The following is a 25,584-nucleotide window of genomic DNA, read 5'->3' on the forward strand; positions in this document are numbered from 1 at the left end:
CCTAGCTCGGTCGTACCAGCAAACGCCCCTTCAACGCCAAATGCAGCGTACCCACCCACAGGAAAATGAGGAAAGCCGTACCCGCCACCGTTAGCGCAGGACCCACCAACCCCAGCGAGCCAGCAGCCGTCAAGCGAATACCGCTCGCCGCCATGGAAGCCATACCGAACGAGAAACCCCACATGCTCATCGAGAAACCACCCTCAAGAGTCCACGGGAGCAAACGCATCAAGAAGAACAACTGCAGAATGCCATAACCGGTCAGCACCAAAAAGAACCAGTCCACCATACCGCCATTAGCCGCCAGGTACGCGTTACCACCCACAAAAGGCGGCGCCATCTGAATACCAATAATGCCGCGCTCCCCCTGAGGTAGCGGGGCCAGGGTGCGCAGGCGGCTCAGAATCGCGGCCTCGACACTGAACCACGAAATCAGACCCGCACCGAAGAAGAGCATCGCCATATCGTGCCACCCCACAAAACCCATCGCCGTAGCGGTCGCAAAATTTGTCGCCACAGTCGGCAGATACAGCACCGGCGAGGCAGCCTCAGGCACATACCCACCACGCCACGTACCGGCAATGCGGTGAGAGGCAAAGTACAGCTGCCCCACAGCTCCCAGCACCACCAGAGTCAGCGCCGGAACCTCCGCATACGGGTAGAGAGCCGCACCCACCTGCGCCGTCGTCGCCGGAATCAGCGAAAAGAAGCAGGTACGCGCCGGATGCTCCCAAAAACTACGCACCCACGCACGGTACTTCACCACCGAATGAATCAAAAACCCCACAAGGAGCAGCCACACCACAGCGTTAAAAGCCAGGATACTCTCCCCCACCCAATCAGGTGCCATTCCCTTCGACGCACCGGTACGCCAGGCAGCACCCAAAGCACCGGTGCCCAGCGCCACCGCAAAATAATTGACCGGCACGCTGAGACCGCGACGGGCGCTCTGCTCGTTCTGAAGGGAAGAAGGCATTAGGTTTTACCTCTCATAGTTGTAGGGCAGGATGGGGGCACGCAACCCCAATAGGTGTTTCGACAGCCCGGAACACGGACAAGGCCAAAGCCAGCCGGAGCCAGGACTCGGAGCCAGCAAGTCGCTCCATATTTTAAGCCTATAAAAAATCGCCCCCGACGCCTAAACGTCGGGGGCGATTACTAGCTAACGCTAGAAGCTACAGGTGCATACCTTAGGCAGCAACGGCAGCCGGATCAACGGGGATGCCGGGGCCGAAGGTGGTAGCAACGGTTGCCTTGGAGATGTAACGACCCTTAGCCGAAGAGGGCTTCAGACGGTTAACCTCTTCCAGAGCTGCCTGGAAGTTCTCCTCGAGCTGCTCAGCGGTGAAGGAAGCCTTACCGATGATGAAGTGCAGGTTGGAGTTACGGTCAACGCGGAAGTCGATCTTACCGCCCTTGATGTCTGCAACAGCCTTTGCAACATCCATGGTCACGGTACCGGTCTTGGGGTTCGGCATCAGGTTACGGGGACCCAGGATCTTACCCAGGCGGCCGACCTTGCCCATCATGTCGGGGGTTGCAACCGCTGCGTCGAAGTCAGTCCAGCCGCCAGCGATCTTTGCGATCAGCTCGTCGGAACCAACGTAGTCAGCGCCAGCTGCCTCAGCCTCAGCAGCCTTGGGGCCTGCTGCGATAACGACCACGCGAGCGGTCTTACCGGTGCCGTGGGGCAGGTTCACGGTACCGCGAACCATCTGGTCTGCCTTACGGGGGTCAACGGACAGACGCATTGCAACCTCAACGGTTGCGTCGGTCTTGGTGGAAGAGGTTTCCTTCGCCAGGGCAACTGCCTCAGCGGGGGTGTAGAGCTTACCCTCTTCAATCTTGGCTACAGCTGCCTTGTACGCCTTGCTGCGCTTTGCCATCTGCTTTTCTCCTTATGCAGTTGTGGTCTCGTGAGCCGCGCTCGGCTCTGCCACATCCCGTCCATACGACGGGCATTTACAAGTTCTGTGTAGAAAAATCTACGGTGCCGATTACTCGGCTATTCGGCGAGCCGAAATTACTCGACGGTGATACCCATGGAACGAGCGGTACCTGCGATGATCTTGGAAGCAGCATCCAGGTCGTTTGCGTTCAGGTCGGGCATCTTGGTCTCAGCGATCTCGCGCACCTGAGCCTCGGTCAGCGAACCAACCTTGGTGGTGTGAGGAACAGCGGAGCCCTTAGCAACGCCAGCAGCCTTCTTGATCAGCTGGGAAGCCGGAGGGGTCTTGGTGATGAAGGTGAAGGAGCGATCCTCGTAGACGGTAATCTCAACGGGGATGATGTTACCGCGCTGCGACTCAGTTGCAGCGTTGTATGCCTTGCAGAACTCCATGATGTTCACACCGTGCGAGCCCAGTGCGGGGCCGACGGGGGGAGCCGGGTTAGCGGCGCCTGCCTGGATCTGCAGCTTGATGAGGCCAGTGACCTTCTTCTTGGGAGCCAATGTAGGGTCCTTTTCTTAGCTGGGAACCGACGCACAGGAGCGTACGCCGGCAAGACGGTGACCGTGGCGCGGTCACCCGTGCATCCACATGAAAGCGTGACATGCGCATACACAAACCAATATTCTAGCGTTAATCAGCGACTTAATCCAGCGCCAGCTAGCAGAAAGATTAAACCTCGTCTGCACAACTAATGCCGCTTACAAAGCCGACACAAAATATGAGCCCCGCACCAACAGTGCGAGGCTCATATTCACACGCTAGAAGCGTTAAATCTTTTCGATCTCGGTGAAGCTCAAGGTCACCGGGGTGTCGCGACCGAAGACGGAAATCATCACGACAATCTGCTGGGACTCGCCCTTGATCTCCGAAACGGTAGCATCCATGCCCTCGAAAGCACCGGACTTCACACGGACGTTCTCGCCCACAGTATAGTCGGACTCGATAACGGGCTTGGAAACGGGCAGGCCCTGGCTCTGCTGCTGCTCTTCGAAGACCGGCAGGAGCATGTCGAAAACCTCGTCCATGCGCAGCGGGACCGGGTTGTACGCATCCTGACCCACGAAGCCAGTCACACCGGGGGTGTGGCGGACAACGCCCCACGAGTGGTCGGTCAGTTCCATACGCACCAGAACGTAACCGGGAACGCGCACGCGGCGGATGGTCTTCTTCACGGTGTTCTTGAACTCAACCACGGTCTCCATGGGAACCTGAACCTCGAAGATCTCATCTTCAGCTTCCAGGTTCTGGATACGGGTCTCGATACCGGTCTTCACCTTGTTCTCGTAACCGGAGTAGGTGTGCACCACGTACCAGTCGCCCGCCTGACGGCGCAGCTTGGACTTGAATTCTTCCAGAGCGTCGACTTCCTCAGCCGCCTCAGCAGCTGCTTCAGCCACCTCGACAGCCTCGGTAGCTTCCTCAGCCTGCTGCTCAATAGCTGCAGACTCCTCAGTAGCCTCAGCAGCGGCTACCTCGACCTCTTCAATCTCGGATACCAGTTCCTGCTCGGACACGTCGCTCCTACTTTCTATCGTTAATCATCTAGAGGGGACTCCCACTCACCAATGCGCTGAGGGAAATCACTGATGGGGCACCCCAAATAAGGATGCATCCAGTACTAGTTACGCTGAATGGTTCCGTTACCGAAAATCCAGAATGCTCCCTGGCCGAAAAGATAATCCAGACCAGAAATAAGAAGGAGCATCACCACGACGAAGAACAGAACTCCGAAGAAGTAACCAACCAGTTCACGTCCGGTGGGAGTAGTAACCTTCTTCAACTCCGCAATAACTTCACGGAGGAATGCAAAAATACGGCCGAAGAAACCGAGCTTCTTATCGCTCTTCGACGATGCGCCGGGCTTAACAACCTTCTCGGCGGTAGCAGACGATGCCATTTCTTCTGCCCCTTTCTGAGTCTAAAAAAGTACGCCCGGGGTGCGGGCGTACAAATTATTTATTGAGGCAATAAAAGCAGGGCGGACAGGACTCGAACCTGCAACCTGCGGTTTTGGAGACCGCTGCTCTACCAATTGAGCCACCACCCTTTGAAGTTTTCACTTCAGGTGTGAGAGTTGCTTCTCACTTGTCTACTCCTCCATTGCCTCCTAAGCCGTGGGCTTTAGAGGGGCAAACAATTACACCCTTGCGGGTGCAGAACTAACTGTAAACCATCTTTCGGGGCCGATGCAACTTCAGAATGTAATATTTTTCGAAAAACCTCTTGAGATACCTTGACGAAGGGTTCCGCATCACTACTAGTGGACCGTATCCTAATAAGAGGAATGCCGCACACACCCGCGCCCATCAGGCGCAGATTGGTCCCACACGTGCATTCCCATCACCTATTTCCTTGTCGACTTCACGCCGGCAGCGCACAAGAAGAAAGAGAAGAGAGCCCCATGGCGCGTATTTCAAGCCGCATCGGTGCCATCGCACCCTCCGCAACCCTTGCCGTCGACGCAAAGGCAAAAGCACTCAAGGCTCAGGGACGCCCCGTCATCGGTTTCGGCGCAGGCGAACCGGACTTCCCCACCCCCGCGCACATTGTGGACGCCGCACGCGAAGCGCTCAACGACCCCAAGAACTTCCGATACTCCCCCGCCTCCGGTCTTCCCGAACTGAAGAAGGCAATCGCGGAAAAGACCCTGCGCGACTCCGGCGTAGAGATTGACCCCTCCCAGGTTGTCATCACCAACGGCGGCAAGCAGGCGGTCTACCAGGCATTCGCAACCGTCATCGACGAAGGCGACGACGTCCTGTTGCCCGCACCCTACTGGACCACCTACCCCGAGTGCATCCGCCTGGCCGGCGGCAACCCCATCGAGGTATTCGCCGGTAGCGACCAGCACTACAAGGTCACCGTCGAGCAGCTCGAAGCAGCCTACACCCCCGCCACCAAGGCGCTCATCTTCGTCTCCCCTTCCAACCCGACCGGTGCCGTCTACACCGAAGAGGAAACCCGCGCCATCGGCGAATGGGCTTTGTCTAAGGGTATTTTCGTGCTGACCGACGAGATTTACGAGCACCTCACCTATGACGGTGTTCAGGCAGTCTCCATCCTGAAGGCGGTGCCCGAGCTCGCTGACCTGTGCGTCATCCTCAACGGTGTGGCAAAGACCTACGCCATGACCGGTTGGCGTGTGGGCTGGATGATTGGCCCGCGCGACGTCATCGCCGCAGCCTCCAACCTGCAGTCCCACATGACCTCCAACGTCAACAACATCGCCCAGCGCGCAGCCCTTGCCGCACTGACCGGCCCGCAGGACGACGTAGAAATCATGCACGCCGCCTTCGACCGCCGCCGCCGCACCATCGTAGATGGCCTGAACGCTATTGAAGGCGTGCACTGCCCCGTACCCACCGGCGCGTTCTACGCCTACCCGGACGTACGCGAACTGCTCGGCAAGGAAATTGAAGGCGTACGCCCGCAGACCACCGCAGAGCTGGCTGAGCTCATCCTCGAAAAGGCTGAGGTCGCCGTAGTTCCCGGCGAGGCATTCGGTCCCAGCGGCTACCTGCGCCTCTCCTACGCCCTGAGCGACGAGGACCTGGCGGAGGGCCTGGCACGCCTGCAGAAGTTCCTCGGTCAGGCACGCGACTAGTTCGCAGCTCTCCGAACCGCGTCTCTTGCCCCGGCGGGAGGTGCGGTTTAGGTGTTGGGTGAACCGGCACAAAACAATCAAACACAGGGCTATTGACCGTTTTATGTCCTAAAAACCGGGAATCCCACAAAGATTTAAAAATATTTTTAAAACGTTCGAGGCCTCCCGCATCTTTTCGGATGCGCGGAGGCCTCGTTTGCCTCTTCGGTGCCATAGGTGGGAAGCGGCGGCTATTTGTGTTTCAAACCCAAACATACAGGTTTCAAAAACCTGAACTTTTATGCCGCGATTTGGGCATTCCCACGCCTTTCCACCACTACCAACACAACCCAAACACCGCTAAAATAGAGACCAAGAGAACGACCTCCCGACCGGCACACATTCCCGTGCCAAAATCGCGGAGGTCATAGTTATATACGCGCGCACAACACCCCAATGCGCAGACATCAACAAGGAGCCAATATGAAGATCGGTCTGCTTACTTCCGGCGGCGACTGCCCCGGCCTGAACGCTGTCATCCGCGGCGCCGTGCTCAACGGTGTCAAGAAGTACGGCTACGAGTTCGTCGGCTTCCGCGATGGCTGGCGAGGCGTCGTTGAAGGCGACTACATGGACCTGCCCCGCCAGAAGGTCCGCGGCCTGGCATCCCAGGGCGGCACCATCATCGGTACCTCCCGCACCAACCCCTTCGACGGCCCCAACGGTGGCCCCGAGAACATCGAAATCATGATGGAACGCCACGGCATCGACGCAATCGTCGCTATCGGTGGTGAAGGCACCCTCGCAGGCGCAAAGCGTCTGGCAGACGCAGGCCTGCCCGTCATCGGTGTGCCCAAGACCATCGACAACGACCTGCGCGCAACCGACTACACCTTCGGTTTCGACACCGCAGTGTCCATCGCGACCGAGGCAATGGACCGCATCCGCACCACCGGTGAATCGCACCACCGTTGCATGGTTGCCGAGGTCATGGGCCGCCACGTCGGCTGGATCGCACTGCACTCCGGTATGGCTGCAGGCGCACACGCAATCCTGATCCCCGAGGTCAAGGTCTCCATGGAGCAGGTTGCTGAATGGGTCAAGGAAGTACACGACCGCGGCCGCTCTCCCCTGGTTGTTGTTGCTGAGGGCTTCATCCCCGAAGGCTTCGACGACGTCATGGCAAACAAGGGTACCGAGAAGGACGGTCGTCCCCGCCTCGGTGGTATCGGTGAGTACATCACCCACGAAATCGAGAAGATGACCGGCGTCGAAACCCGTAACACCATCCTGGGTCACATCCAGCGCGGTGGCGCACCCACCGGCTACGACCGCGTGCTCGCAACCCGCCTGGGCATGGGCGCAGTCGACATGGTCGCACAGAAGCAGTGGGGCAAGATGGTCTCCGTTCAGGGCACCGAAATCAAGTACGTACCCCTCGAAGAGGCACTGGACGGCCTGAAGTCCGTACCTCAGGAACGTTGGGAAGAAGCAGCCGTCCTCTTCGGCCGCTAAACCCCGCAAGCTCAGCAAGCTCAGCAAGCTCGCTGAGCACTCATACTAAAACCGCGGAGGCGGGCACTCGCAACGAGTGTCCGCCTCCGCGGTTCTAGTTGGGATGGGTTCTAGTTCAGGCGGTTTTGGGTCGGGAGCGTCTAGCGCTTCAGGAAGTCCTGACCCGCCAAAGAACGACGCGCCACCTCACCGGACTCCGGCGAAACCACCGTCGTCTGAGCCACCGCGTACTCGGTCGCCGGCGCTGGCGAACCATCGGGCAGGAAGTCACCACCATCAACCGCACGCAAAGGCGCCTGCGGGTCAACGCCGCGCTTAATCACAGCCAGAGCAATCGGGCCCGCCTCGTGATGCAACGCCACCGAGGTAATACGACCGACCGGGCGGGACTTGCCCTCCACGAACAGCTCGCTACCTGACGCCGGCAGGGTGTGCTCCGAACCGTCAATATCCAAGAACACCAGGCGGCGCGGCGGGCGACCCAGGTTATGCACGCGAGCCACCGTCTCCTGGCCCTTGTAGCAGCCCTTATCAAAATGCACCGCCGTACGGGTGTAATCCAGCTCCTGCGGGATGGTCTTATCGTCAGCCTCGGTGCCATAGCGGGGGCGCCACGCCTCAATACGCAGAGCCTCCGCAGCCCACAGACCCGCAAAACGCGCGTCCGAAGATTCAGCCAGGGCGGGCAGAACAGAGCGCGGCACGATGCTCAAGAAACGCACATAGTCCGCGCCGGGGTGGGCGTCACCCGCCTCATCGTAGTGGTAGCTACCCGGTGCCGGAGTGTGCCAAGGGTCCTCCCACACCAGCGGCTTGCACTCAGCGAGCGCCGGATGCACCGAGCCGTCCTGCTGGATCGGGTTGCGGGCGCTCTCCAGTACCGCATACTCGTCGCTGAGGTTCTGCACCTCAACGCGCATCATGAACTTCATGCGGTTTAGGTAATCGGTCAGCGGCTGAGCCTGGTAGCCCTCAACGATCAGCCAGAGTGCCTCGCCGTCTTCAATTGCGGCGGGTGCGTACTCCACACGGCCCTGAGGGGAAAGCAGCAGGAACTCGCGGCTCTCCCCGGCGGTCATGCCGGTCAGAATCTGCGAGGCGATGGAGGTCAGCCAGGTCTGGCGGTCCGGCCCCTCAACACGCACCACGCCCATGGAGGAGCGGTCCACTAGCACCAGCGGTTCGCTTGCCTCGGCGGAGCGGTCAAAGCTGAGGGCGCGCTGTTCCAGCATGGGGTTGCCGTAGTGTGCGGCGACGCCGGCGTCCAGCCCGGAGGCGGCAAAAGCGCCGTGCAGGCCCAGCAGGGGGCTCGCGGGGCGGGCGGCATCAGGCTGGGGTGCCTCAGCCTGAGGGGCTTCAAGCGAAGATTCAGTCACGGAAGGTGCACCTTTCACGCAAAGAGTCTGCCCCGCCATTCAGCGGGGCAGACATAAGTAATGTATTAGGCGGTGGGCTCGGAGCCGGGCTCGCCGGTGGGCTCTTCGCCGTCCAGGGAACCGAACATCGAGGTTCCCAGGGAATCGCCGGTCATCGAGGAAGTCTTACGAAGCTCAGCGGAGGCGTGCTTGTGCAGCTTACCCTCGGCGTCTGCGACCTCCCAGTCCCACATGAGGTTGCCGTTGACCAGGCCCCACAGGCGCACGGAGCCCGCGTACTCGTGGGAGATGTCGTCACGGAGCAGGTTACCGGTCTGCATGCGAATGACCGGGCCCTTGACCATGCCCACATAGTTCTCGCTAATGCCGCCGGGATGCGCGATGGTTGCCAGCAGCGAGAAACCGTCGTCCTCGTTGCGCAGGGTCTCAACGCTCTCAGCGTCAGCGAAGGCGGGAATAACGTCCTTGGGAACGATACCGAAGCCGCCGTCGGCGTCAGTCAGGGGGCGGTCAATCTGCCAGAAACCGGTCTCAACGGTGATGGGACGCAGCTTCTGACCCTCGTCATCGAGGAGGAAAGATTCAGCGCGGTATTCGATGAAGGGCAGACCATCCTGCTCAAAAGTAATAATCTGGCCGAAGGGGGTATTCTCCTGGCCTTCGTACCACATGGTTCCGGTACCCTCCCAGGTGCCGAGCAGCCATGCGAAGGGAACAAGTTCAGGGGTTAGGTTGGTAGGGATTTCAATAGCCATACCTTCCATTTTAGTACCCTGCGTACAACAGTAGCCTGTTCGTTCGCTCACGGCACGGGGTAGCACCGCCGTCTGCAGAGTAAACGGTACGGCGGGCAGCATAAAGAAAACCCCCAACCGGAGGGGACCGGGTGGGGGTTCACGCCGTCATTGGCGAGGCGGTACGAACCGTACGACCGCCTAAAGCCCTGTGTGGGCGATGCTTCTGCTCTGTGCGGGAAGACTACTTCTGACCGCTGAAGAGGCCACGCAACACTGCGAATGCACCGATACCGATGCACACGGAGATGATAGCCATCAGCGACATGAAGAGAGCTTCAAGAGCCATAAGATTGTTTTCCATGCCTTAAACCTACCATAGACCCGCCCCGAAAGGGCGCAGAATCAGCGGCAGAAACATAGTGAACAGCACGATTCTCAGCAGGCATACGCCCCACCCGGCGCCAGCAAAATATTAGCCCCGCAGAATCCGGGTAGGTGCCCTATCATAGCCAGCTGAGAAGCCTGTACGAACAGTCCGGAATACGATATTCGGCCGCAGGCTACACCAGCTCCCACAGCTACAACACAGGCAGGCTAGTACACTAGAAAGAGCCAAAAGTTTTACACGGGAAATACCTGGGAAAGGAGAGGGTGTGTACCGTATTGCGCTTCTGAGCGATACCGCCGCGCAGGATATGATTCCCTCGCTGAGTCTACTCAGCCACAAGGTACACGTTTTCCCCCTCGACACCGCCCATACGGCTCTCGAAACCGAGACATTCGACCTGCTCATGGTCGATGCCCGCACCGCCCTCGTTAAAGCACGCCACTGCGCCCAGCTACTGCGCGCCGCCGGCGTACAGTTGCCGCTCATCGCACTCCTGAACGAAGGTGGCATGGCGGCTGTTGCCGCCTCCTGGCAGGTGGACGATATTGTCTCTGACCAGGCCTCCCCTTCCGAAATGGATGCGCGTCTGCGTCTTGCCATCAAAAGGGAAGCAACCGCTGAAGAAGAAAACCAGCAGGAACGAGTGGTACGCGCAGGCAACCTCGTGATTGACGCCCAGGCGTACTCCGCGCATCTTTCCGGTACCGCACTGAACCTGACCTTCAAAGAGTTTGAACTGCTCAAATTCATGGCGCAGCACCCCGGACGGGTCTTCTCCCGCGCCCAGTTGCTCTCCGAAGTGTGGGGTTACGACTCCTACTACGGCGGCACCCGTACCGTGGATGTGCACGTGCGTCGTCTGCGTTCCAAGCTCGGCACCGAGTACGAGCAGATGATTTCGACCGTGCGTAATGTGGGGTATTCCTTCAATAGCACCCGCTAAATTTCGCGGCGCCAACCACTCAATTGGTGTACCCACTCTGCCAGTTGCCCCGGTACTGCACCGAGTACCAGAATGCGTAAATGTTCCGGTTCTTGTCATATTCGCCCAGGACGGAGAACAAACTCTCCAAAGAGCAACTATCCCCGGTAGAGTTGAATCAGAAGGCTACGAAAGAAGGCGATGATGGTACACAACCAGACACCCGATTCCTCCACCCTGTCCACTGCAAGCACCCCGGTCTACGCAGAACCGCAGCTCACCGAAGAGCTGCTGGAACGCTTCGATTCCTTCGCGCAGAAGGTTGCCCGCCATGACGGCGTCTCGGCGTTCTCTGAGCAGACCCGCATTGAGCTGAGTAAGGCACTCCGCGAAAGCACCCTGACCCCTCCGCGTTTCTTTGTCGCCGAGGATAACGGCACCCTCGCTGCCGTCTTTGTGGCGCTCACCCCCGCCAACGACGAAGACACCGGCGTGATTGAGGCAGCCGTCGCCCCCGAATACCGCGGACAAGGCGTAGGTAGCGCATTCTTCGACCACGCCGTCCGCCAGCTGGGCGATGACGCGACCCGCTACCGCCTCTGGGTTCACGGCAGCGCCACCGACACCGGTATTGAAAGCCCCGCCCACGCGTTTGCAACCCTGCACGGTTTCGAGCCGGTGCGTGTGCTGTACAAGATGGTTCTGCCCCTGGACGCGCAGACCCGCGAAGAGCTTGTGGAACGCTCCGATGCGCGCACTCTGCCGGAGAACCTGCGCATGCGCACCTTCACCGGCGCGGACGAGTTCCCCTGGTTGCGCGTGAATGCCGCAGCTTTTGCGCATCACCCGGAGCAGGGCAAGCTCACCCTTGCCGATTTGCGCGAGCGCACCGGCTCCCCCTGGTTCCGTCCTGAGGGTTTCTTCATCGCCTCCGAGGTGGATGATGACTCCGCCATTGCGGCATTCACCTGGACGAAGATCCCGACCGGTCAGGAGCAGGGCGAGCTGTCCCCCTCCGGCGAGATTTACGTGGTGGGTGTGAACCCGCAGGCTCAGGGAGGCGGCCTGGGCCGAACCCTCACCCTGCGCGCGCTGGCGTACCTGGCGTGCGCTGAGGACGAGAACGGCGAGCCGCTGCGCGCCATCGACCTGTACGTGGATGCTGACAACACCGCCGCATACTCCCTCTACACGTCGTTGGGTTTCGGTGTGGCGACGGTTGACCGCATGTACGCCCCCGCCCAGCAGGCTGAGCCTGCCGCCTAGTTTTTGGTGCGCCACAGTTGGCGTGCCTCTTCACGACTTATCCCCGATCAGAAAGGCAAGTACAGTATGGTACCCGCCCCCAATGGCCTGAATAAGGCGCCTAAGCCTAAGCCGTCTGAGCCTGCGCCCATGACCGGTGTCATTCACATTGGCCACGATATTTCGAAGATTGAGCGTGCCGAGTCCCGCGGTGACCGCATTGAGAAGGGCGAGAAGCGCTCCTACTTCAGTCTGGAAGAGGAGTTCGGCCCGGAGCGTTTCTTCGACCGTGAGAGCAGCTGGCTGGACTTCAACACCCGCGTGCTGGAGCTGGCGGAGGACCCGAACCTGTTCCTGCTGGAGCGTCTGAACTTCCTGTCGATTGTGGCCTCTAACCTGGACGAGTTCTTCATGGTGCGTGTGGCGGGTCTGAAGCGTCGCATTGCGACCGGTCTGGCGGTTCCTTCGGCTGCCGGTCTGAGCCCCGAGGAGCAGATGGAAGAGATTGCTGAACGCGCTCACCAGCTGCAGGCTCGTCACGCTGATGTGTTCCACAACCAGGTGCTGCCGGCTCTGGAGGAGCAGAACATCCGCATTGTGGGTTGGAACGACCTGGATGCGGATGCTAAGCAGCGTCTGCGTCAGGATTTCATGCGCGACATTTTCCCGATTCTGACTCCGCTGGCGGTTGACCCGGCGCATCCCTTCCCCTACATTTCGGGTCTGTCGCTGAACCTTGCGGTGCTGGTGCGTAACCCGCAGACCGGCAAGGAGCTGTTCGCGCGCGTGAAGGTGCCCGATCAGCTGGACCGTATGGTCTCTGTGGATGGTTCGCGCGCCGCCAACACTGCGGGCCGCGAGAGCCGCTACATTGCTCTGGAAGACATCATTGCTGAGCACCTGGATACCCTCTTCCCGGGCATGGAGGTTGTGGAGCACCACGTCTTCCGCGTGACCCGTAACGAGGATCTTGAGGTGGAAGAGGACGATGCAGAGAACCTGCTGAAGGCTCTGGAGAAGGAGCTTCTGCGCCGTCGTTTCGGTCCGCCGGTCCGACTGGAGGTTGAGGACACCATCAACCCGACCATCCTGGATCTGCTGATTTCTGAGCTGAACATCGACGAGTCCGAGGTGTACCGCCTGCCGGCTCCGCTTGATCTGCGCGGCATGAGTGCGATTGTTCGCGCGAACCGCCCGGCTCTGCACTACCCCAAGCACATTGCGCACACTTCCCGCTGGCTCAATGCTACCGAGACTGCGAAGGCTGCAGACGTTTTCGCTGCCGCCCGCGACCACGACGTGTTGCTGCACCACCCGTACGATTCGTTTGCGACCAGTGTGCAGGCGTTCCTGGCGCAGGCTGCCGCTGACCCGCGTGTTCAGGCGATTAAGCAGACTCTGTACCGCACCAGTGGCGATTCCCCTATTGTGGATGCGCTGATTGAGGCAGCTGAGGCTGGCAAGCAGGTTGTGGCGCTGGTGGAGATTAAGGCTCGCTTTGATGAGGAAGCCAACATCTCGTGGGCTCGTAAGCTGGAGCGCGCTGGCGTGCATGTGGTGTACGGCATCGTGGGTCTGAAGACTCACTGCAAGCTGTCTCTGGTGGTACGCCGCGAGGGTAACCACCTGCGTCGTTACGCTCATATTGGTACCGGTAACTACCACCCGTCGACGGCTCGTTTCTACGAGGATTTGGGCATCATCACCTGCGATGAGCAGATTTGTGAGGATGTCTCCCGCCTGTTCAACCAGCTGTCTGGTTACGCACCGAAGACTAACTACCAGTCGCTACTGGTGGCGCCGCGTACTCTGCGTAGCGGCCTGATTGAGTGCATCGATCAGGAGATTGAGAACCATAAGGCGGGCCGTCCGGCGAAGATTCAGTTCAAGTGCAACTCCATGGTGGATGAGGCCATCATCGATTCGCTGTACCGCGCATCGCAGGCTGGTGTGCCGGTGGATGTGGTGGTTCGCGGTATCTGCGCGCTGCGCCCGGGCGTTAAGGGGCTGAGCGAGAATATCCGTGTCCGTTCCGTGCTGGGCCGTTTCTTGGAGCATTCGCGTGTGTTTGCGTTTGAGAATGGTGGCGATCCGATTGTCTACATTGGTTCTGCCGATATGATGCACCGCAACCTGGACCGCCGCATTGAGGCGCTCGTGCCTGTGAAGGATCCGCGCCACGTGAAGTACCTGCGTGATATGTTCACCCTCTACATGAGTGATTCTTCGCGTACCTGGCACCTGGATTCTGAGGGTAACTGGACCCGCCACGATACCGATGACCAGGGCAACCCGCTGCAGGATGTGCAGTCGTACTACCTGAGCTCGCGTTCCCGTAAGAACGTGGTGGATAAGGTCTAAGGATTTGCCGCTGACCTACCGGTGATTTCTGGTTGTGAACCCCGTCTGTTCTCGCGCTTTATGGCGTAGGACAGGCGGGGTTTGCCGCGTGTCGTGCAAAATCTTGGGGTGGACTAGTGCACTTAGCGCAAAAGTGAACAACAGGTTACGTTGAGATTACAACTTGACGCTTCTCTCCCCTACAATTAGACGCGGAGCATGGTGCCCTCTGGCATTGTGCACAAGCCTAGCGAAGAGGTTCAGAGAGAGATATGGCACCGCTGGATTCCCCCTCCATCTACTACTCGGCACGACGTTTTGACGCGGTCAACAGCATTGACCGTTCCCCCGCGAACACTGCGGATATTGTTGCTTCTGGCGCACTGATTTGGCGTATGCGCGATGGTGCGCTTGAGGTCCTGATCATTCACCGCCCTCGTTATGACGACTGGTCCTGGCCTAAGGGCAAGCAGGATCCGGGCGAGTCCCTTGCTGAGACCGCTATTCGTGAGATTCGCGAAGAGGTCGGTCTGCAGGTTGTTCTGGGTGTGCCCCTGGCGGTGACTTCCTACCCGGTGGGTGGCCGTCCGAAGGATGTTTTCTACTGGGCTGCTGAACTGCCCGACGGTGCCCGCGCCCTGGCGGATGAGGGTGAAGTGGATGAGCTGCGCTGGGTGACCACCGATGTGGCTCGCGCGCTGCTGACTAACCAGGATGACCTGGCACCCCTGGAATCCCTGGAGGCTCTGGCTGAGGCGGATGCGCTGCGCACCCGCCCGATTCTCATTGCCCGCCATGCGAAGGCTAAGCCTCGTTCGAACTGGGCTGCTGCTGAGGATGACCGTCCGCTCGCGGCGACCGGCAAGCGTCAGGCGTTGGCCTCTAGCCGTCTCTTTGCGGCGTGGGCTCCGAGCCGTATTATTTCTTCCCCGTGGCTGCGTTGCGTTCAGACCGTGACCCCGTACTCGGTGGATTATGGTGTGTCGGTGAAGGAGAAGAAGTCCCTATCGGAGGCGGGCGCTCAGCGTCACCCGGCACGTACTGCCCGCACCGTGGCGTCACTGTTCGATAAGGATTCTTCGTCCCTGCTGTGCACTCACCGCCCGGTGCTGCCCCAGGTGATGGATGTTCTGCGCGAGTACCTGTTGGAGGGCTCCGCGGAGGTTCTTCCGGCTGAGGACCCGTACCTGGAGCCTGGCGATGCCCTGGTTCTGCAGGTGACCGAGGGCGATAACCCGCGTATTGTCTCGGTGGAGCGAGTACGCGCGGCTCTGGACTAACATCCATATACTTTGATCTTCTAACGGTGAGCGCGCTGGGCTTTATGCTCAGCGCGTTTGCTCTACCTGCGCCCGTTCGAGGGTTTTACAATAGAGGGGCGGTTGATTTGTGGCCGTCTCTCACGTCTACTAACAGGATTCAAGGTTTTTCTTATGACTCACGCAATCCCCACCCCTTACGAAGATCTTCTGCGCGAAATCCTCGAGGAGAACAAGGACGCCATTACGGCGGATGCGCAGCGTTCCGACCGTACCGGCACCGGCACCTTCGGTGTTTTCGGCCGTCAGATGCGTTTTGATCTGCGTGAGTCGTTCCCGCTGATTACCACCAAGCGTGTGCACTTCAAGTCGGTTGCTATTGAGCTGCTGTGGTTCTTGCGCGGTTCCTCGAATGTGCGCTGGTTGCAGGAGCGCGGCGTGACCATTTGGGATGAGTGGGCTGATGAGAACGGCGATTTGGGCCCGGTGTACGGCGTGCAGTGGCGTTCGTGGCCGACCCCCGATGGCGGCACGATTGACCAGATTGCGAAGGTTATTGAGTCTCTGAAGAACAACCCGAGCTCTCGCCGTCATATTGTTTCGGCGTGGAACCCCGCCGAGGTGGATAGCATGGCGCTTCCGCCCTGCCACGCGCTGTTCCAGTTCTACGTGTACGAGCGTCCGGACGGTGTGAAGGAGCTGTCCTGCCAGCTGTACCAGCGTAGTGCCGACATGTTCCTGGGCGTGCCCTTCAACATCGCCTCGTATGCATTGCTGACCTACCTGATTGCTGAAGAGGTCGGCATGGTGCCGGGCGAGTTCATCTGGACCGGCGGCGACTGCCACATCTACTCGAACCACCTGGAGCAGGTGAAGAAGCAGCTGGGCTACGGCACCGACCCGGAGGGTAACCCCTACCCGCCGCGCGAACCCTACCCGTACCCGAAGCTGGTTATTAAGACCAAGAAGCCTTCTATCTTCGATTACGAGTATGAAGACTTTGAGCTGGTGGATTATAAGCACCATCCCGGTATTGCCGCACCGATTGCGGTCTAACTGTAGGTAGTTCTAGGAGGCATGATGTATCGTCTGGGTGCTATTTGGGCTCAAACCGATGCCGGCATCATTGGTCGTGACGGGGATATGCCCTGGCGCGCCCCGGAGGATTTGGTGCATTTCAAGAAGGTGACGCTGGGTGCTCCGGTGATTATGGGTCGCCGCACGTGGGAGTCCTTCCCGCCGCGTTTTCGCCCTCTGCCGGGCCGTACGAATATTGTGATTAGCCGTTCTGTGGCCGAGGCGCAAGAGCGTGATGGCGCCCTGTGGGTTCCTTCGCTGGATGCGGCGCTGTACGCGGCTCGTGACGCCGTGGGCGCGCCGGTTGAGGATACCCCCGCGGATACCGTTACCGCGGATACCCCCGCAGTCGACGCCTGGATTCTTGGCGGCGGCTCCGTGTACGCGGAGGCGCTCTCCCGCACCAACCTGCCCGCTTTCGGTCGGGTGAAGACGGTGGAACGGACCCTCTTCTACTGCCAGGAGGGCAACGAGATTACCGGCGATACGCGAGCGCCCGAGCTGCAGCTTGCAAATTCTGCGGGCAGTTGCGAGGGCAGCTCACCAAACGGGTGCTGGCGGGTCACCTCCGAGAGTGCCTGGGAGAATAGTGAGAAGGGCTACCTGCTCGATGAGTCGGGCACGAAGAACCCCATGTACTTCTCGTTCCAGCGGCTCGAACGTATCTAGTTCAAGCTTCCCTCGTTCACTCGCTGATATAGACATGCATTTCAGGCCTGCGGCTGCTCCACCCGGAGCGCCGCGGGCTTGAGTGTTTAATGCGCCTCCCGGTGCCCCGGTAATAAGCCCCGCCTCTTCACACGGTATTCCGTTCCGAATATCAAATTTTTTGTACGGTGTTAGTCCGCACCCGCCAGCCTGAGAGTACACTGGGAACCATGAACTTTAATCCCGGTGACTCTGTAGGTTTTGTTGGCTGGCGCGGCATGGTGGGCTCCGTCCTCATGAAGCGCATGGTTGAGGAAGGCGACTTCGAGGGCATTACCCCCATCTTCTTCACTACCTCTAATGTTGGTGGCGCTGCGCCCACCTTCGACGGCGTAATTGAGCCGTCCGAGCTGAAGGACGCATACGACATTGATGAGCTGCGTAAGCACTCGATTATTGTGACCGCTCAGGGCGGTAGCTACACCGAGGCTGTGCACCCGAAGCTGCGTGCAGCCGGCTGGGACGGCCTGTGGATTGACGCCGCTTCCACCCTGCGCATGAACGATGACTCCATCATCGTGCTGGACCCCATCAACCGCGACGTCATCGACCGCGGCCTGGCATCCGGCGTGAAGGACTTTGTCGGCGGTAACTGCACCGTCTCCTGCCTGCTGATGGGCCTGGGCGGCCTCTTCAAGAACGACCTGGTCGAGTGGGCTACCTCCATGACCTACCAGGCAGCGTCCGGCGGCGGTGCCCGCCACATGCGCGAGGTGCTCGCACAGTTCCGCGACCTGGGCAACGAGGTCTCCGAGGAGCTGAACGACCCCGCATCCGCAATTCTGGACATCGACCGCAAGATCCTTGCTAAGCAGCGCTCCGGTGAGCTGGATTCTTCCCAGTTCGGTGTGCCGCTCGCCGGCTCCCTAATTCCCTGGATCGACTCTGACCTGGGCAACGGTCAGTCCCGCGAAGAGTGGAAGGCTGAGGTCGAGACCAACAAGATCCTGGGCCGCTCCGAAGACGATAAGATCACCATGGACGGTCTGTGTGTCCGCATCGCTGCGATGCGCTCGCACTCTCAGGCGCTGACCATCAAGCTTAAGAAGGACCTGCCGATCGAGGAGATCGAGCGCATCATCGCTGAGGACAACCCCTGGGTTCGCTTCGTGCCGAACGAGCGTGAGGCGTCTATGGAGCAGCTGACCCCCGTGGCTGCTTCCGGCTCTCTGGAAATTCCGGTTGGTCGCGTGCGTAAGCTCGCGATGGGCCCCGAGTACATTAGCGCGTTCACCGTGGGTGACCAGCTGCTGTGGGGTGCTGCTGAGCCGATTCGCCGTATGCTGCAGATTGCTGTTGGCAAGCTCTAAAGCTCACTGACAAGCTATATAAAAGCCCTCGCTACCATTCTTTTCGGATGGGAGCGAGGGCTTTTTGTGCCTGCGTATAGCGCGTGTGGGGTTAGCGCTGGCCGGGTTAGCGTGAGCTAGTTTAGCGCTGGTTTGCGGCGGCTTTGCGTTCCTTACGCTGCTGTCTCCAGGCGCGGTAGCGGTACCAGGCGGTGAGCACCACGTGCTTCATGAAAATATTGGCGCGGCGTGCCCAGGTGAATTCGGTACCCCAAATGCCCAGGCCTATGAAGATGAACAGCCAGCCGGGGCCGGGGGTGACGAGCATAATCAGTCCGGCGATAAAGCAGAAGGCGCCCACGCCGATGACGAGGGGCTTGTAGAGATGACGCATGACCGGATGCGCGTGCATGCGCTCCTTGCGGGCTTCGAGCCAGCGGTGAAAGCGGCTGGTCTCGCTTTCCTTGACTTCATCTTCAATGGTTTTCAGGGGTGGTCCTTCCAAACGTGCCGTAGGTGAGTTTCACCGGGCGGCGGTGGTTAGAGAATAGCACCTACCGCTGGGCGGCGGCTGTGAAAGATTTCTTCATGTTGAGATTTTTCCGTCATCTTCACAATTTTTTCGTTTCAATAGTGTTCAAGTCGAAAGTACCTTTATACACTGTAAGGGAACAATTCGCCCGGCACTACGCCTAAACACTAAGGAAGCGACCCACTACCGTGTCCTCCCCTCGTCCCGTATCAACGGACTCACCCCGCACCAACGCTGCTGCACCCGCTGGTACCTCTGCACCCGCTACTGAACGCAACGCCGCCCCGACTCTCAACGAACGCCTCGAAAACCTGCCCTTCACCCGCGCCCACGGCAAGCTCCTGGGTATCTCGGGTCTCGGCTGGGCACTGGACGCCATGGACGTTGGCCTCATCTCCTTCGTCATGGCGGCACTCATCAAGGAATGGCAGCTCAGCCCCACCGAAGCCTCCTGGCTCGGATCCATCGGATTCGCCGGCATGGCGCTCGGCGCAACCTTCGGCGGCCTACTCGCCGATAAGCTCGGCCGCCGCTACATCTTCGCCCTCACCCTGCTGGTATACGGTCTGGCGACCGGCGCCTCCGCCCTGGCGACCTCCCTGGGTGTGTTGCTCGTCTTCCGTTTCCTGGTCGGTCTGGGTCTGGGCGCGGAACTTCCCGTGGCATCCACTCTGATTTCTGAGTTCTCACCTCGCGCTATCCGCGGCCGCGTCGTGGTCGCGCTGGAGGCTTTCTGGGCTCTGGGCTGGATCCTCGCCGCTCTCATCGGCACCTTCGTCGTTCCGCAGGCGAACGGCTGGCGTTGGGCGCTTGCCATTGGTCTGATTCCCGCCATCTACTCGCTCGTAATCCGTATGGGAACCCCCGAGTCGGTGCGCTTCCTGGAGTCGGTCGGCAAGCACGATCAGGCACGCCAGGTGGTCGAACGTTTCGAGGCCTCTCCCGCGCTCTTCTCCCGAGCCGGTAAGAAGCAGACCGAAGACACTTCCGTACACGGCGCGGCTGAAAGCGCCGACAACGCAGAATCCGCGAAGATTCACTCTATCTGGGCTGCAGGTCAGCGCCGTAAGACCATCGCCCTGTGCGTCATCTGGTTCTGCATCAACCTCTCCTACTACGGCGCGTTCATCTGGATTCCGGCGCTGCTGAACGCCCAGGGATTCAGCCTCGTGAAGTCCTTCGCGTTCACGCTCATCATGACCCTCGCCCAGCTACCCGGCTACGCGGTCGCCGCCTACCTCATCGAAAAGTGGGGCCGACGCGCAACCCTGGCGACCTTCCTGCTTGGCTCCGCGCTGGCGGCGGCTGGCTACGGCATGGCGCACGCCGAGGTATTCATCATCCTCGCCGGATGCATGCTCTCCTTCTTCAACCTGGGTGCGTGGGGTGCCCTCTACGCCCTGAGCCCGGAAATCTTCCCGACCCACCTGCGCGGAACCGGCACCGGTGCCGCCGCCGGTATCGGTCGTATCGCCTCCATCGCGGCACCGCTCATTGTGCCGCCGCTGGTCGCATTCGGTGGAACCCCGCTACTCTTTGCGCTCTTCTCCACCGCGTTCCTGGTAGCGGCAACCACCGTGTTCTTCCTCCCTGAACGCCGCGGCGAATCCCTCTAAACGAGCGGCACGCCATACAATATGAGCTGTCCCTCCTGAACGCTCTTTCCGAGCAATCAGAAGGGACAGCTCATTTGTCATTTAAGCCCTATAACCATGCACCACAACCTCAAACTATGAGAGGATACGTTCTATGCTCGATTCCTTCCTCTCCAACCCCTACCGCACAGAGTTCAGCCCCTGGCCCGTGAGCGAACACTACGCCACAGAACGCGCCGGCGGCGTGCCCGAAGCCATGCTGCTACCGGGCGAACTCACCGTGCACCGTGGCGACGGGGCAAAAATGAGCTACTACTTGGACTGGCCCGAGGAATTCAACGAATATACCCGCGCAATCACCCTGCGCCCGCGCACTAAGAACGGCTACCCGCAGGACTTTATGTTCACCGTCGCCGTACGCGACGGCCAAGCTGTCTTCACCGCAACCGCCCTCAGCTTCTGGGAGCAGCGCGACGGCCGCCCCTACGACCGTGAGCCCATCGCCCGCGGCTACGTGGACGTCGCCTCCTACGAATCCTGCGAGGAATACGCCGGCATTTCCGCCGCGCCCACCCTCATCGGCTGGGATATCGCAGACCCCTACCCGGCACGCATGGCGCTCATCCGCGCCCTCTGCGAAGGAGTCGCCAGCAGCATCACGATGGGCACCCGAATCCTCGCGGACGGGCAGGTACAGATCGACCACAAGGACGGGGACCTACTCGCCCTGCACGTGAACGCGGTCAGCACCGTAGGCGGCATGGTCCGCGCCCTCATCATCGAGCAAGACCGCGTACCCAGCGGCGTATCTACCGGCACCTCCGAGCGTGCCGACCTGCAGACGCGCGCCTACTACGCCAACGTGCTTTCCCCCGTTCCCGGCGAGTTCGGCAACCTTGTCTGGTCGCACAGCGAGGACGCGGAATACTACCCGTACCGGCCCACGCGCCATAAGCCGATTTTCCACGCCCCCAGCCCGCCGCAGAAGCTTCCCCTGGCGGTTCAGGTACTGATGGAGCACCTGCCCACCGCTCCCCTTGCGGCAACGCGCACAGCGCCCAAGCGCAGGCCCTACCTGCCGGGGCAGGTGCGCATCTCCTCACCTCGCCACTAGCTCAGCGAATCAATACAACGCTTCGGGCGGCCTCTTTATCAGAGACCGCCCGAAGCGTTTATTCTATGCGTCCTCGCGCTACGAGAGGCGAGAACTTGAGCGTTTAGATTTCGCCGTTAACCACGACAGGCTCAGGAACCAGAGTCACACCAAAACGTTCACGCACACCATCGCGCACAGCGCGGGCAATAGCGAAAATATCCTCAGCGGATGCGCCGCCGCGGTTCGTAATCGCCAGGGTGTGCTTGGTCGACAGGCTTGCACGACCCTGAGCGATCTCGCGAGACTCACCCTCCAGGCCGAAGCCCTTCTCGAAACCGGCGTGCTGAATCAGCCAGGCAGCCGAGAGCTTCACGTGATCGGGGTCCTCGACACCCGCGGTGAACGGGGAAGTCTTCACGACCACCGGGAAGTTCGGGGCGCCCTCGGGCAGGGAATCCAGAGTAGAACGCGGAACAATCGGGTTGGTGAAGAAGGAACCGGTGGAGAAGGTATCACGATCCTCGGGGTTGAGCACCATACCCTTGGAGCCGCGCAGCTCCAGCACCTTTTCGCGTACCAGTGCGGATTCGGCGCGCTGACCGGGCTCAACGCCCAGGCTCTTCGCCAGCTCGGCGTAACGAATCGGGGAGGACAGGCTGCCCAGGGTGAACTGGAAATCAACAGTCAGCACCACGTAGCGGGGCGAGCCGTTGACGGTTGCGCGCTTGAGCACCGAGTCGCGGTAGCCGAAGCGCAGGTCTGCGCTCGCGAAGGTCTTCCGAGTGTTCTTTTCGCGGTCCCAGGTGCGCACGGAGGCGATGAACTCGCCCACCTCAACGCCGTATGCGCCGACGTTCTGCACAGGGGTTGCACCCACGGTGCCGGGGATGCCGGAGAGAGCCGCGGGGCCAACCCATTCGTTCTCGATGCTGAGCTTCACGAAGTCGTCCCAGATGGTGCCCGCCTGCACGCGCACGTTCGCGCCGCCGCATGCGGGGATGGGCAGAACCTCTACGCCTTCGGAGGCGATGTGTACGACGGTTCCGCTGAAGCCTTCGTCGGAAACCAGCAGGTTGGAGCCGCCGCCCACGATAAGGACGGGTTCGCCTGCGGCGTCTGCAGCGGAGACTGCTTCGATAATTTCTGCTTCGGAGGTGGCGCGGACGTAGGTCTTAGCGGGGCCGCCTATCTGGGCGGTGGTCAGTTCGCTCAACAGCTTTTCAGTCATAGGTTAAGAATACCGGTCGTTGTGCGGGGTCAACACCCGCCACGCGTTAAAGTCACGAAAACCTTATGGTGATTTTGCCTTCATTTTCCGGCGCGCCTCCCACAAAAAGAATCGCCACCATCTGCACCGGCGAGCGCGCAGCCGAGCATGCAAAAGCCCCGGCACCACCGCATCGCGGTAGCACCAGGGCTTTCACATAGCTACTTTCACGCGGTTATCTACCCGCACAGAAAAATCTATGCCGAGAGACGAACCACAGCCTGACTCTTCATCAGAACCTTCTGCTCCTTGCCTTCCTCGTCACGAGCGGTGACGGTCAGGTCAATGCGGGCGGTGCGCTCCTCCTCATTCAGGGCACCCACCTTACCGCTGATGGTCAGGGCGTTCGTGGGGGTGTCGGGGTTTTCGCCGCCGGGCGCATCCGCCACGGGAACGGGCTTGGTGAATCGAGTCTGGTAGTCCACAATCGCACCGGGGTCGCCCGCCCAGTCGCTCACGAGCTGCACGGCGGTACCCATGGTCAGCATGCCGTGAGCAATCACGCCGGACAGGCCCACCGACTGAGCAAAACGCTCGTTCCAGTGAATCGGGTTGAAGTCACCGGATGCGCCAGCGTAACGCACCAGCGAAGCGCGGGAGAGCTCCACGGTACGCGAACCGATGTCCTGACCCTTTTCAAGATCTTCAAAACGCACCATTAGTTTTCCTCCTCAGCACGAACCAGCAGGGAAGAGATGCAGGTGGTGACCGGCTCGCCCTGCGCGTCAACGATTTCTTCGCGGGTGGTCAGCATTGCGCCGGCACCCATGACACGCACGGAGTCCACGTGAACTTCGGTGCGCAGCTCATCACCGGCAACGATGGGGCGGTGGTGGGTGAAGCGCTGGTCGGCGTGCACCACGCGGGAGAAATCAATACCGGCGGAATCGTCGTTGATGAGTGCCGCGTCAGCTGCCTGCGCCAGGATAATGGCGAAGGTCGGCGGGGCAATCACATCTGCGTACCCTGCCGCGCGGGCTGCCTCAACGTCGTGGTGGAGGGGGTTTTCTGCGTGAACTGCTCGGGCAAATTCGCGGATCTTTTCACGGCCGACAACGTAGGTGTTCTCGGACGGGTAGACCCTGCCCACAATCTCAGGGTTAATGCTCATGGTTTCAGTCTACCGTTCTTATGCACAGTGTTCAGCTCAAACGCACAGAGTGGACGCATCAGCAAACAGCCAGCATGGATGCACGCAGTATTTCTTAGCATTGTTTACCTTCTAGCGAAGGCGCCCGGCGCGCCCCTACCCATCCAGCCCAAGCAGGCGTAGGCTGGACGGGTACCCGCAATCTATTTCAGAAGGAAAAGTTGTGTCTTCCAACGTAAAAATTTCGGTGCTTGACCTGATGCCGCACCGCCCCGATCAGCGTCAGCACCAGACCATGCTCAACACCATCGATGCCGCCCGCGCGGCTGAGTCCTACGGCTACGAGCGTTTCTGGGTCGCTGAGCACCACAATGCCGGTTCCCTGCTGTCCTCGGCGACCGTCGTGGTCATGGCGGAGATTGCCGCCGCAACCGAGCGTATTCGCGTGGGTTCGGGAGGCATTATGCTCCCCAACCACGCACCTTACGTGGTAGCGGAGCAGTTCGGTACCCTCAACGCGTTCCATCCCGGTCGTATTGACCTGGGTGTGGGCCGTGCGCCCGGCACTGACCCGATGACCGCCGCCGCTTTGCGCCGCGACGATTCTGCCGCCATGAGCTTCCCCGCCGAGGTGCAGCAGCTGCAGCGTTTCCTGGGCGAGCCCTCCCCCATGCACCGCGTGCACGCCATTCCTGGTCAGGGCTCGAAGGTGCCTCTGTACATTCTGGGTTCTTCCCTGTTCGGTGCGCAGCTTGCCGCACAGCTGGGTCTGCCCTACGCGTTCGCTTCGCATTTTGCGCCCGCAATGCTGCAGGAGGCAGTGGACACCTACCGCGCGAACTTCAAGCCCTCGGAGCACCTGGAACAGCCCTACGTCATGGTGGGTGCAACCGCGATGCTCGCCGATACCGACGAGCGAGCACGCTACCTGTACACGACGCAGCAGCAGCATTTCCTGGGTGTGGTGCGCGGCAATTTGTCTTTCGCACCTCCCGTGGAAGATATGGACGCCGTCTGGACCGACGCGGAGAAGATGCACGTTGAACGCATGACCACCGAAGCAATCGTAGGCTCTCCCGCCACCGCGCAGGCTCGTATTGAGGATCTGGTGGCACGCACGGGTGCTGACGAGCTTATCGTCATGACCGAGGCGTGGGAGCACGAGGACCGCCTGCGCTCCTACGAGCTGCTGTCCCAGCTGCCGGTGGTGCGCCGCGCCTCCTAACGCTTCGATCAGAGCATAAAGACGAAGCCCCCGAGTTTTTCTCGGGGGCTTTGCTATACCCGGCATGCTCTACCCGGCATCGAGCCGTTCGCTAAGCGCCTGCAGACCAGGCTTTAGGCAAACAAATAGGTAAACAAAAAAGCCTGCCTCCGAAGAGACAGGCTTATCTGAGCCCCGACCGGGAATCGATCCCGGGACCTCCATCTTACCAAGATGGCGCTCTACCACTGAGCTATCGGGGCGTAGCGGTGGACGGGCTCGATCCGTCGACCTCACGATTATGAGTCGTGCGCTCTAACCAGCTGAGCTACACCGCCACATCATTAATACGTGCTCTCGCATGAATTAATGAGAGAGCCCCGACCGGGAATCGATCCCGGGACCTCCA

At 60.3% G+C, this 25,584-nt stretch carries 23 protein-coding genes and 3 tRNA genes; 12 read left to right on the plus strand and 14 right to left on the minus strand.

Translation table 11 applies throughout. From position 1 onward, the window contains the following. Nucleotide 1: 1 nt before the first annotated feature. The 6 genes from HMPREF2879_RS04135 to HMPREF2879_RS04160 all read right to left on the minus strand — a co-directional run bounded on the left by HMPREF2879_RS04135 (nucleotide 2) and on the right by HMPREF2879_RS04160 (nucleotide 3,999). The gene (locus tag HMPREF2879_RS04135; protein WP_049347325.1) at nucleotides 2–976 is read right to left on the minus strand and encodes a TDT family transporter; all 975 of its coding nucleotides are present in this window, start codon (nucleotides 974–976) and stop codon (nucleotides 2–4) included. A 214-nt stretch (nucleotides 977–1,190) separates the two neighbouring features. Then, nucleotides 1,191–1,886, minus strand: coding sequence for a 50S ribosomal protein L1 (rplA, locus tag HMPREF2879_RS04140; protein WP_005504876.1), 696 nt, complete (start codon nucleotides 1,884–1,886; stop codon nucleotides 1,191–1,193). A 137-nt stretch (nucleotides 1,887–2,023) separates the two neighbouring features. Further along, nucleotides 2,024–2,452: a 50S ribosomal protein L11 gene (gene rplK, locus HMPREF2879_RS04145; protein ID WP_005504870.1), complete on the minus strand. Its 429-nt coding sequence runs from the start codon at nucleotides 2,450–2,452 to the stop codon at nucleotides 2,024–2,026. 267 nt (nucleotides 2,453–2,719) lie between these two features. Beyond that, nucleotides 2,720–3,466: a transcription termination/antitermination protein NusG gene (gene nusG, locus HMPREF2879_RS04150; RefSeq protein ID WP_012903012.1), complete on the minus strand. Its 747-nt coding sequence runs from the start codon at nucleotides 3,464–3,466 to the stop codon at nucleotides 2,720–2,722. Between the two features lie 104 nt (nucleotides 3,467–3,570). Continuing rightward, nucleotides 3,571–3,849, minus strand: coding sequence for a preprotein translocase subunit SecE (gene secE / locus HMPREF2879_RS04155; RefSeq protein ID WP_012903011.1), 279 nt, complete (start codon nucleotides 3,847–3,849; stop codon nucleotides 3,571–3,573). A 77-nt stretch (nucleotides 3,850–3,926) separates the two neighbouring features. Next, nucleotides 3,927–3,999: transfer RNA gene (locus tag HMPREF2879_RS04160), tRNA-Trp, on the minus strand. Between the two features lie 354 nt (nucleotides 4,000–4,353). Here HMPREF2879_RS04160 and HMPREF2879_RS04165 point away from each other — a divergent pair. Together HMPREF2879_RS04165 and HMPREF2879_RS04170 are read left to right on the plus strand one after the other, a co-directional pair. After that, on the plus strand, nucleotides 4,354–5,556 hold the full coding sequence (locus tag HMPREF2879_RS04165; RefSeq protein ID WP_005508355.1) for a pyridoxal phosphate-dependent aminotransferase: 1,203 nt from the start codon (nucleotides 4,354–4,356) through the stop codon (nucleotides 5,554–5,556). A gap of 462 nt (nucleotides 5,557–6,018) precedes the next feature. Further along, a complete protein-coding gene (locus HMPREF2879_RS04170; protein ID WP_049347329.1) occupies nucleotides 6,019–7,050 on the plus strand; it encodes a 6-phosphofructokinase in 1,032 nt (343 codons plus the stop codon). 140 nt (nucleotides 7,051–7,190) lie between these two features. On the opposite strand, the gene HMPREF2879_RS04175 is transcribed toward HMPREF2879_RS04170, so the two are convergent. After that, entirely contained in the window at nucleotides 7,191–8,426 is a 1,236-nt protein-coding gene (locus HMPREF2879_RS04175) for a CAF17-like 4Fe-4S cluster assembly/insertion protein YgfZ (protein ID WP_083309630.1), read from the minus strand. A 65-nt stretch (nucleotides 8,427–8,491) separates the two neighbouring features. Beyond that, a complete protein-coding gene (locus HMPREF2879_RS04180) occupies nucleotides 8,492–9,181 on the minus strand; it encodes a heme-binding beta-barrel domain-containing protein (protein WP_070634875.1) in 690 nt (229 codons plus the stop codon). 635 nt (nucleotides 9,182–9,816) lie between these two features. On the opposite strand from HMPREF2879_RS04180, the gene HMPREF2879_RS04185 reads away from it, so the two are divergent. The 7 genes from HMPREF2879_RS04185 (at nucleotide 9,817) to asd (ending at nucleotide 18,412) form a co-directional block, all read left to right on the plus strand. Continuing rightward, complete coding sequence (locus tag HMPREF2879_RS04185; protein ID WP_080977137.1) at nucleotides 9,817–10,494, plus strand: winged helix-turn-helix transcriptional regulator; 678 nt, start codon at nucleotides 9,817–9,819, stop codon at nucleotides 10,492–10,494. Nucleotides 10,495–10,674: 180 nt separating this feature from the next. Then, nucleotides 10,675–11,739 (plus strand): mycothiol synthase, encoded by a 1,065-nt coding sequence (mshD, locus tag HMPREF2879_RS04190; RefSeq protein WP_049360528.1) that lies wholly within the window; start codon nucleotides 10,675–10,677, stop codon nucleotides 11,737–11,739. 66 nt (nucleotides 11,740–11,805) lie between these two features. After that, nucleotides 11,806–14,079: an RNA degradosome polyphosphate kinase gene (locus tag HMPREF2879_RS04195; RefSeq protein ID WP_083303470.1), complete on the plus strand. Its 2,274-nt coding sequence runs from the start codon at nucleotides 11,806–11,808 to the stop codon at nucleotides 14,077–14,079. Between the two features lie 251 nt (nucleotides 14,080–14,330). Then, complete coding sequence (locus HMPREF2879_RS04200) at nucleotides 14,331–15,338, plus strand: NUDIX hydrolase (RefSeq protein WP_070506976.1); 1,008 nt, start codon at nucleotides 14,331–14,333, stop codon at nucleotides 15,336–15,338. A 153-nt stretch (nucleotides 15,339–15,491) separates the two neighbouring features. Further along, nucleotides 15,492–16,373 (plus strand): thymidylate synthase, encoded by an 882-nt coding sequence (locus HMPREF2879_RS04205; RefSeq protein WP_049341085.1) that lies wholly within the window; start codon nucleotides 15,492–15,494, stop codon nucleotides 16,371–16,373. 24 nt (nucleotides 16,374–16,397) lie between these two features. Beyond that, on the plus strand, nucleotides 16,398–17,063 hold the full coding sequence (locus HMPREF2879_RS04210; RefSeq protein ID WP_070506982.1) for a dihydrofolate reductase: 666 nt from the start codon (nucleotides 16,398–16,400) through the stop codon (nucleotides 17,061–17,063). A 209-nt stretch (nucleotides 17,064–17,272) separates the two neighbouring features. Next, nucleotides 17,273–18,412 carry an aspartate-semialdehyde dehydrogenase gene (asd, locus tag HMPREF2879_RS04215; protein ID WP_070598999.1) on the plus strand — a complete coding sequence of 380 codons (1,140 nt, stop codon included), beginning with the start codon at nucleotides 17,273–17,275 and terminating at the stop codon, nucleotides 18,410–18,412. A gap of 121 nt (nucleotides 18,413–18,533) precedes the next feature. Here asd and HMPREF2879_RS04220 read toward each other — a convergent pair whose 3' ends face one another. Continuing rightward, entirely contained in the window at nucleotides 18,534–18,896 is a 363-nt protein-coding gene (locus HMPREF2879_RS04220; RefSeq protein ID WP_070598997.1) for a PGPGW domain-containing protein, read from the minus strand. 215 nt (nucleotides 18,897–19,111) lie between these two features. Between HMPREF2879_RS04220 and HMPREF2879_RS04225 the strand changes: the two genes are divergently transcribed. Next, nucleotides 19,112–20,539 (plus strand): MFS transporter, encoded by a 1,428-nt coding sequence (locus HMPREF2879_RS04225; protein WP_070634876.1) that lies wholly within the window; start codon nucleotides 19,112–19,114, stop codon nucleotides 20,537–20,539. 133 nt (nucleotides 20,540–20,672) lie between these two features. Further along, nucleotides 20,673–21,632: a histidine kinase gene (locus HMPREF2879_RS04230; RefSeq protein ID WP_070634877.1), complete on the plus strand. Its 960-nt coding sequence runs from the start codon at nucleotides 20,673–20,675 to the stop codon at nucleotides 21,630–21,632. A gap of 103 nt (nucleotides 21,633–21,735) precedes the next feature. Here the strand turns inward: HMPREF2879_RS04230 and HMPREF2879_RS04235 are convergent, their stop codons facing one another. The 3 genes from HMPREF2879_RS04235 to HMPREF2879_RS04245 form a co-directional block, all read right to left on the minus strand. Next, nucleotides 21,736–22,842: a UDP-N-acetylmuramate dehydrogenase gene (locus HMPREF2879_RS04235; RefSeq protein WP_070634878.1), complete on the minus strand. Its 1,107-nt coding sequence runs from the start codon at nucleotides 22,840–22,842 to the stop codon at nucleotides 21,736–21,738. Nucleotides 22,843–23,078: 236 nt separating this feature from the next. After that, nucleotides 23,079–23,540, minus strand: a complete 462-nt coding sequence (locus HMPREF2879_RS04240) for a MaoC family dehydratase (protein ID WP_049349185.1) — start codon at nucleotides 23,538–23,540, stop codon at nucleotides 23,079–23,081. Beyond that, the gene (locus HMPREF2879_RS04245; RefSeq protein ID WP_005504824.1) at nucleotides 23,540–23,992 is read right to left on the minus strand and encodes a MaoC family dehydratase N-terminal domain-containing protein; all 453 of its coding nucleotides are present in this window, start codon (nucleotides 23,990–23,992) and stop codon (nucleotides 23,540–23,542) included. The genes HMPREF2879_RS04240 and HMPREF2879_RS04245 overlap by 1 nt, the downstream gene beginning before the upstream one ends. A gap of 202 nt (nucleotides 23,993–24,194) precedes the next feature. Here HMPREF2879_RS04245 and HMPREF2879_RS04250 point away from each other — a divergent pair, with 202 nt between their 5' ends. Next, nucleotides 24,195–25,196, plus strand: a complete 1,002-nt coding sequence (locus HMPREF2879_RS04250) for an LLM class flavin-dependent oxidoreductase (protein ID WP_070634879.1) — start codon at nucleotides 24,195–24,197, stop codon at nucleotides 25,194–25,196. Nucleotides 25,197–25,366: 170 nt separating this feature from the next. Here HMPREF2879_RS04250 and HMPREF2879_RS04255 read toward each other — a convergent pair. Both HMPREF2879_RS04255 and HMPREF2879_RS04260 read right to left on the minus strand, forming a co-directional pair. After that, nucleotides 25,367–25,438, minus strand: a tRNA-Thr gene (locus HMPREF2879_RS04255). 1 nt (nucleotide 25,439) lies between these two features. Then, nucleotides 25,440–25,513: transfer RNA gene (locus HMPREF2879_RS04260), tRNA-Met, on the minus strand. Between the last annotated feature and the right edge of the window lie 71 nt (nucleotides 25,514–25,584).

Origin of the sequence: Rothia sp. HMSC069C04 (assembly GCF_001812895.1) — a bacterium.
Classification (GTDB): domain Bacteria; phylum Actinomycetota; class Actinomycetes; order Actinomycetales; family Micrococcaceae; genus Rothia.

Coding starts and splice junctions, on each gene's coding strand:
- HMPREF2879_RS04135 (WP_049347325.1), bottom strand. CDS start 976: ATGCCTTCTTCCCTTCAGAACGAGCAGAGCGCCCGTCGCGGTCTCAGC.
- rplA (WP_005504876.1), bottom strand. CDS start 1,886: ATGGCAAAGCGCAGCAAGGCGTACAAGGCAGCTGTAGCCAAGATTGAA.
- secE (WP_012903011.1), bottom strand. CDS start 3,849: ATGGCATCGTCTGCTACCGCCGAGAAGGTTGTTAAGCCCGGCGCATCG.
- HMPREF2879_RS04165 (WP_005508355.1), top strand. CDS start 4,354: ATGGCGCGTATTTCAAGCCGCATCGGTGCCATCGCACCCTCCGCAACC.
- HMPREF2879_RS04170 (WP_049347329.1), top strand. CDS start 6,019: ATGAAGATCGGTCTGCTTACTTCCGGCGGCGACTGCCCCGGCCTGAAC.
- HMPREF2879_RS04180 (WP_070634875.1), bottom strand. CDS start 9,181: ATGGCTATTGAAATCCCTACCAACCTAACCCCTGAACTTGTTCCCTTC.
- mshD (WP_049360528.1), top strand. CDS start 10,675: ATGATGGTACACAACCAGACACCCGATTCCTCCACCCTGTCCACTGCA.
- HMPREF2879_RS04195 (WP_083303470.1), top strand. CDS start 11,806: ATGGTACCCGCCCCCAATGGCCTGAATAAGGCGCCTAAGCCTAAGCCG.
- HMPREF2879_RS04200 (WP_070506976.1), top strand. CDS start 14,331: ATGGCACCGCTGGATTCCCCCTCCATCTACTACTCGGCACGACGTTTT.
- HMPREF2879_RS04205 (WP_049341085.1), top strand. CDS start 15,492: ATGACTCACGCAATCCCCACCCCTTACGAAGATCTTCTGCGCGAAATC.
- HMPREF2879_RS04210 (WP_070506982.1), top strand. CDS start 16,398: ATGTATCGTCTGGGTGCTATTTGGGCTCAAACCGATGCCGGCATCATT.
- asd (WP_070598999.1), top strand. CDS start 17,273: ATGAACTTTAATCCCGGTGACTCTGTAGGTTTTGTTGGCTGGCGCGGC.
- HMPREF2879_RS04230 (WP_070634877.1), top strand. CDS start 20,673: ATGCTCGATTCCTTCCTCTCCAACCCCTACCGCACAGAGTTCAGCCCC.
- HMPREF2879_RS04235 (WP_070634878.1), bottom strand. CDS start 22,842: ATGACTGAAAAGCTGTTGAGCGAACTGACCACCGCCCAGATAGGCGGC.
- HMPREF2879_RS04240 (WP_049349185.1), bottom strand. CDS start 23,540: ATGGTGCGTTTTGAAGATCTTGAAAAGGGTCAGGACATCGGTTCGCGT.
- HMPREF2879_RS04245 (WP_005504824.1), bottom strand. CDS start 23,992: ATGAGCATTAACCCTGAGATTGTGGGCAGGGTCTACCCGTCCGAGAAC.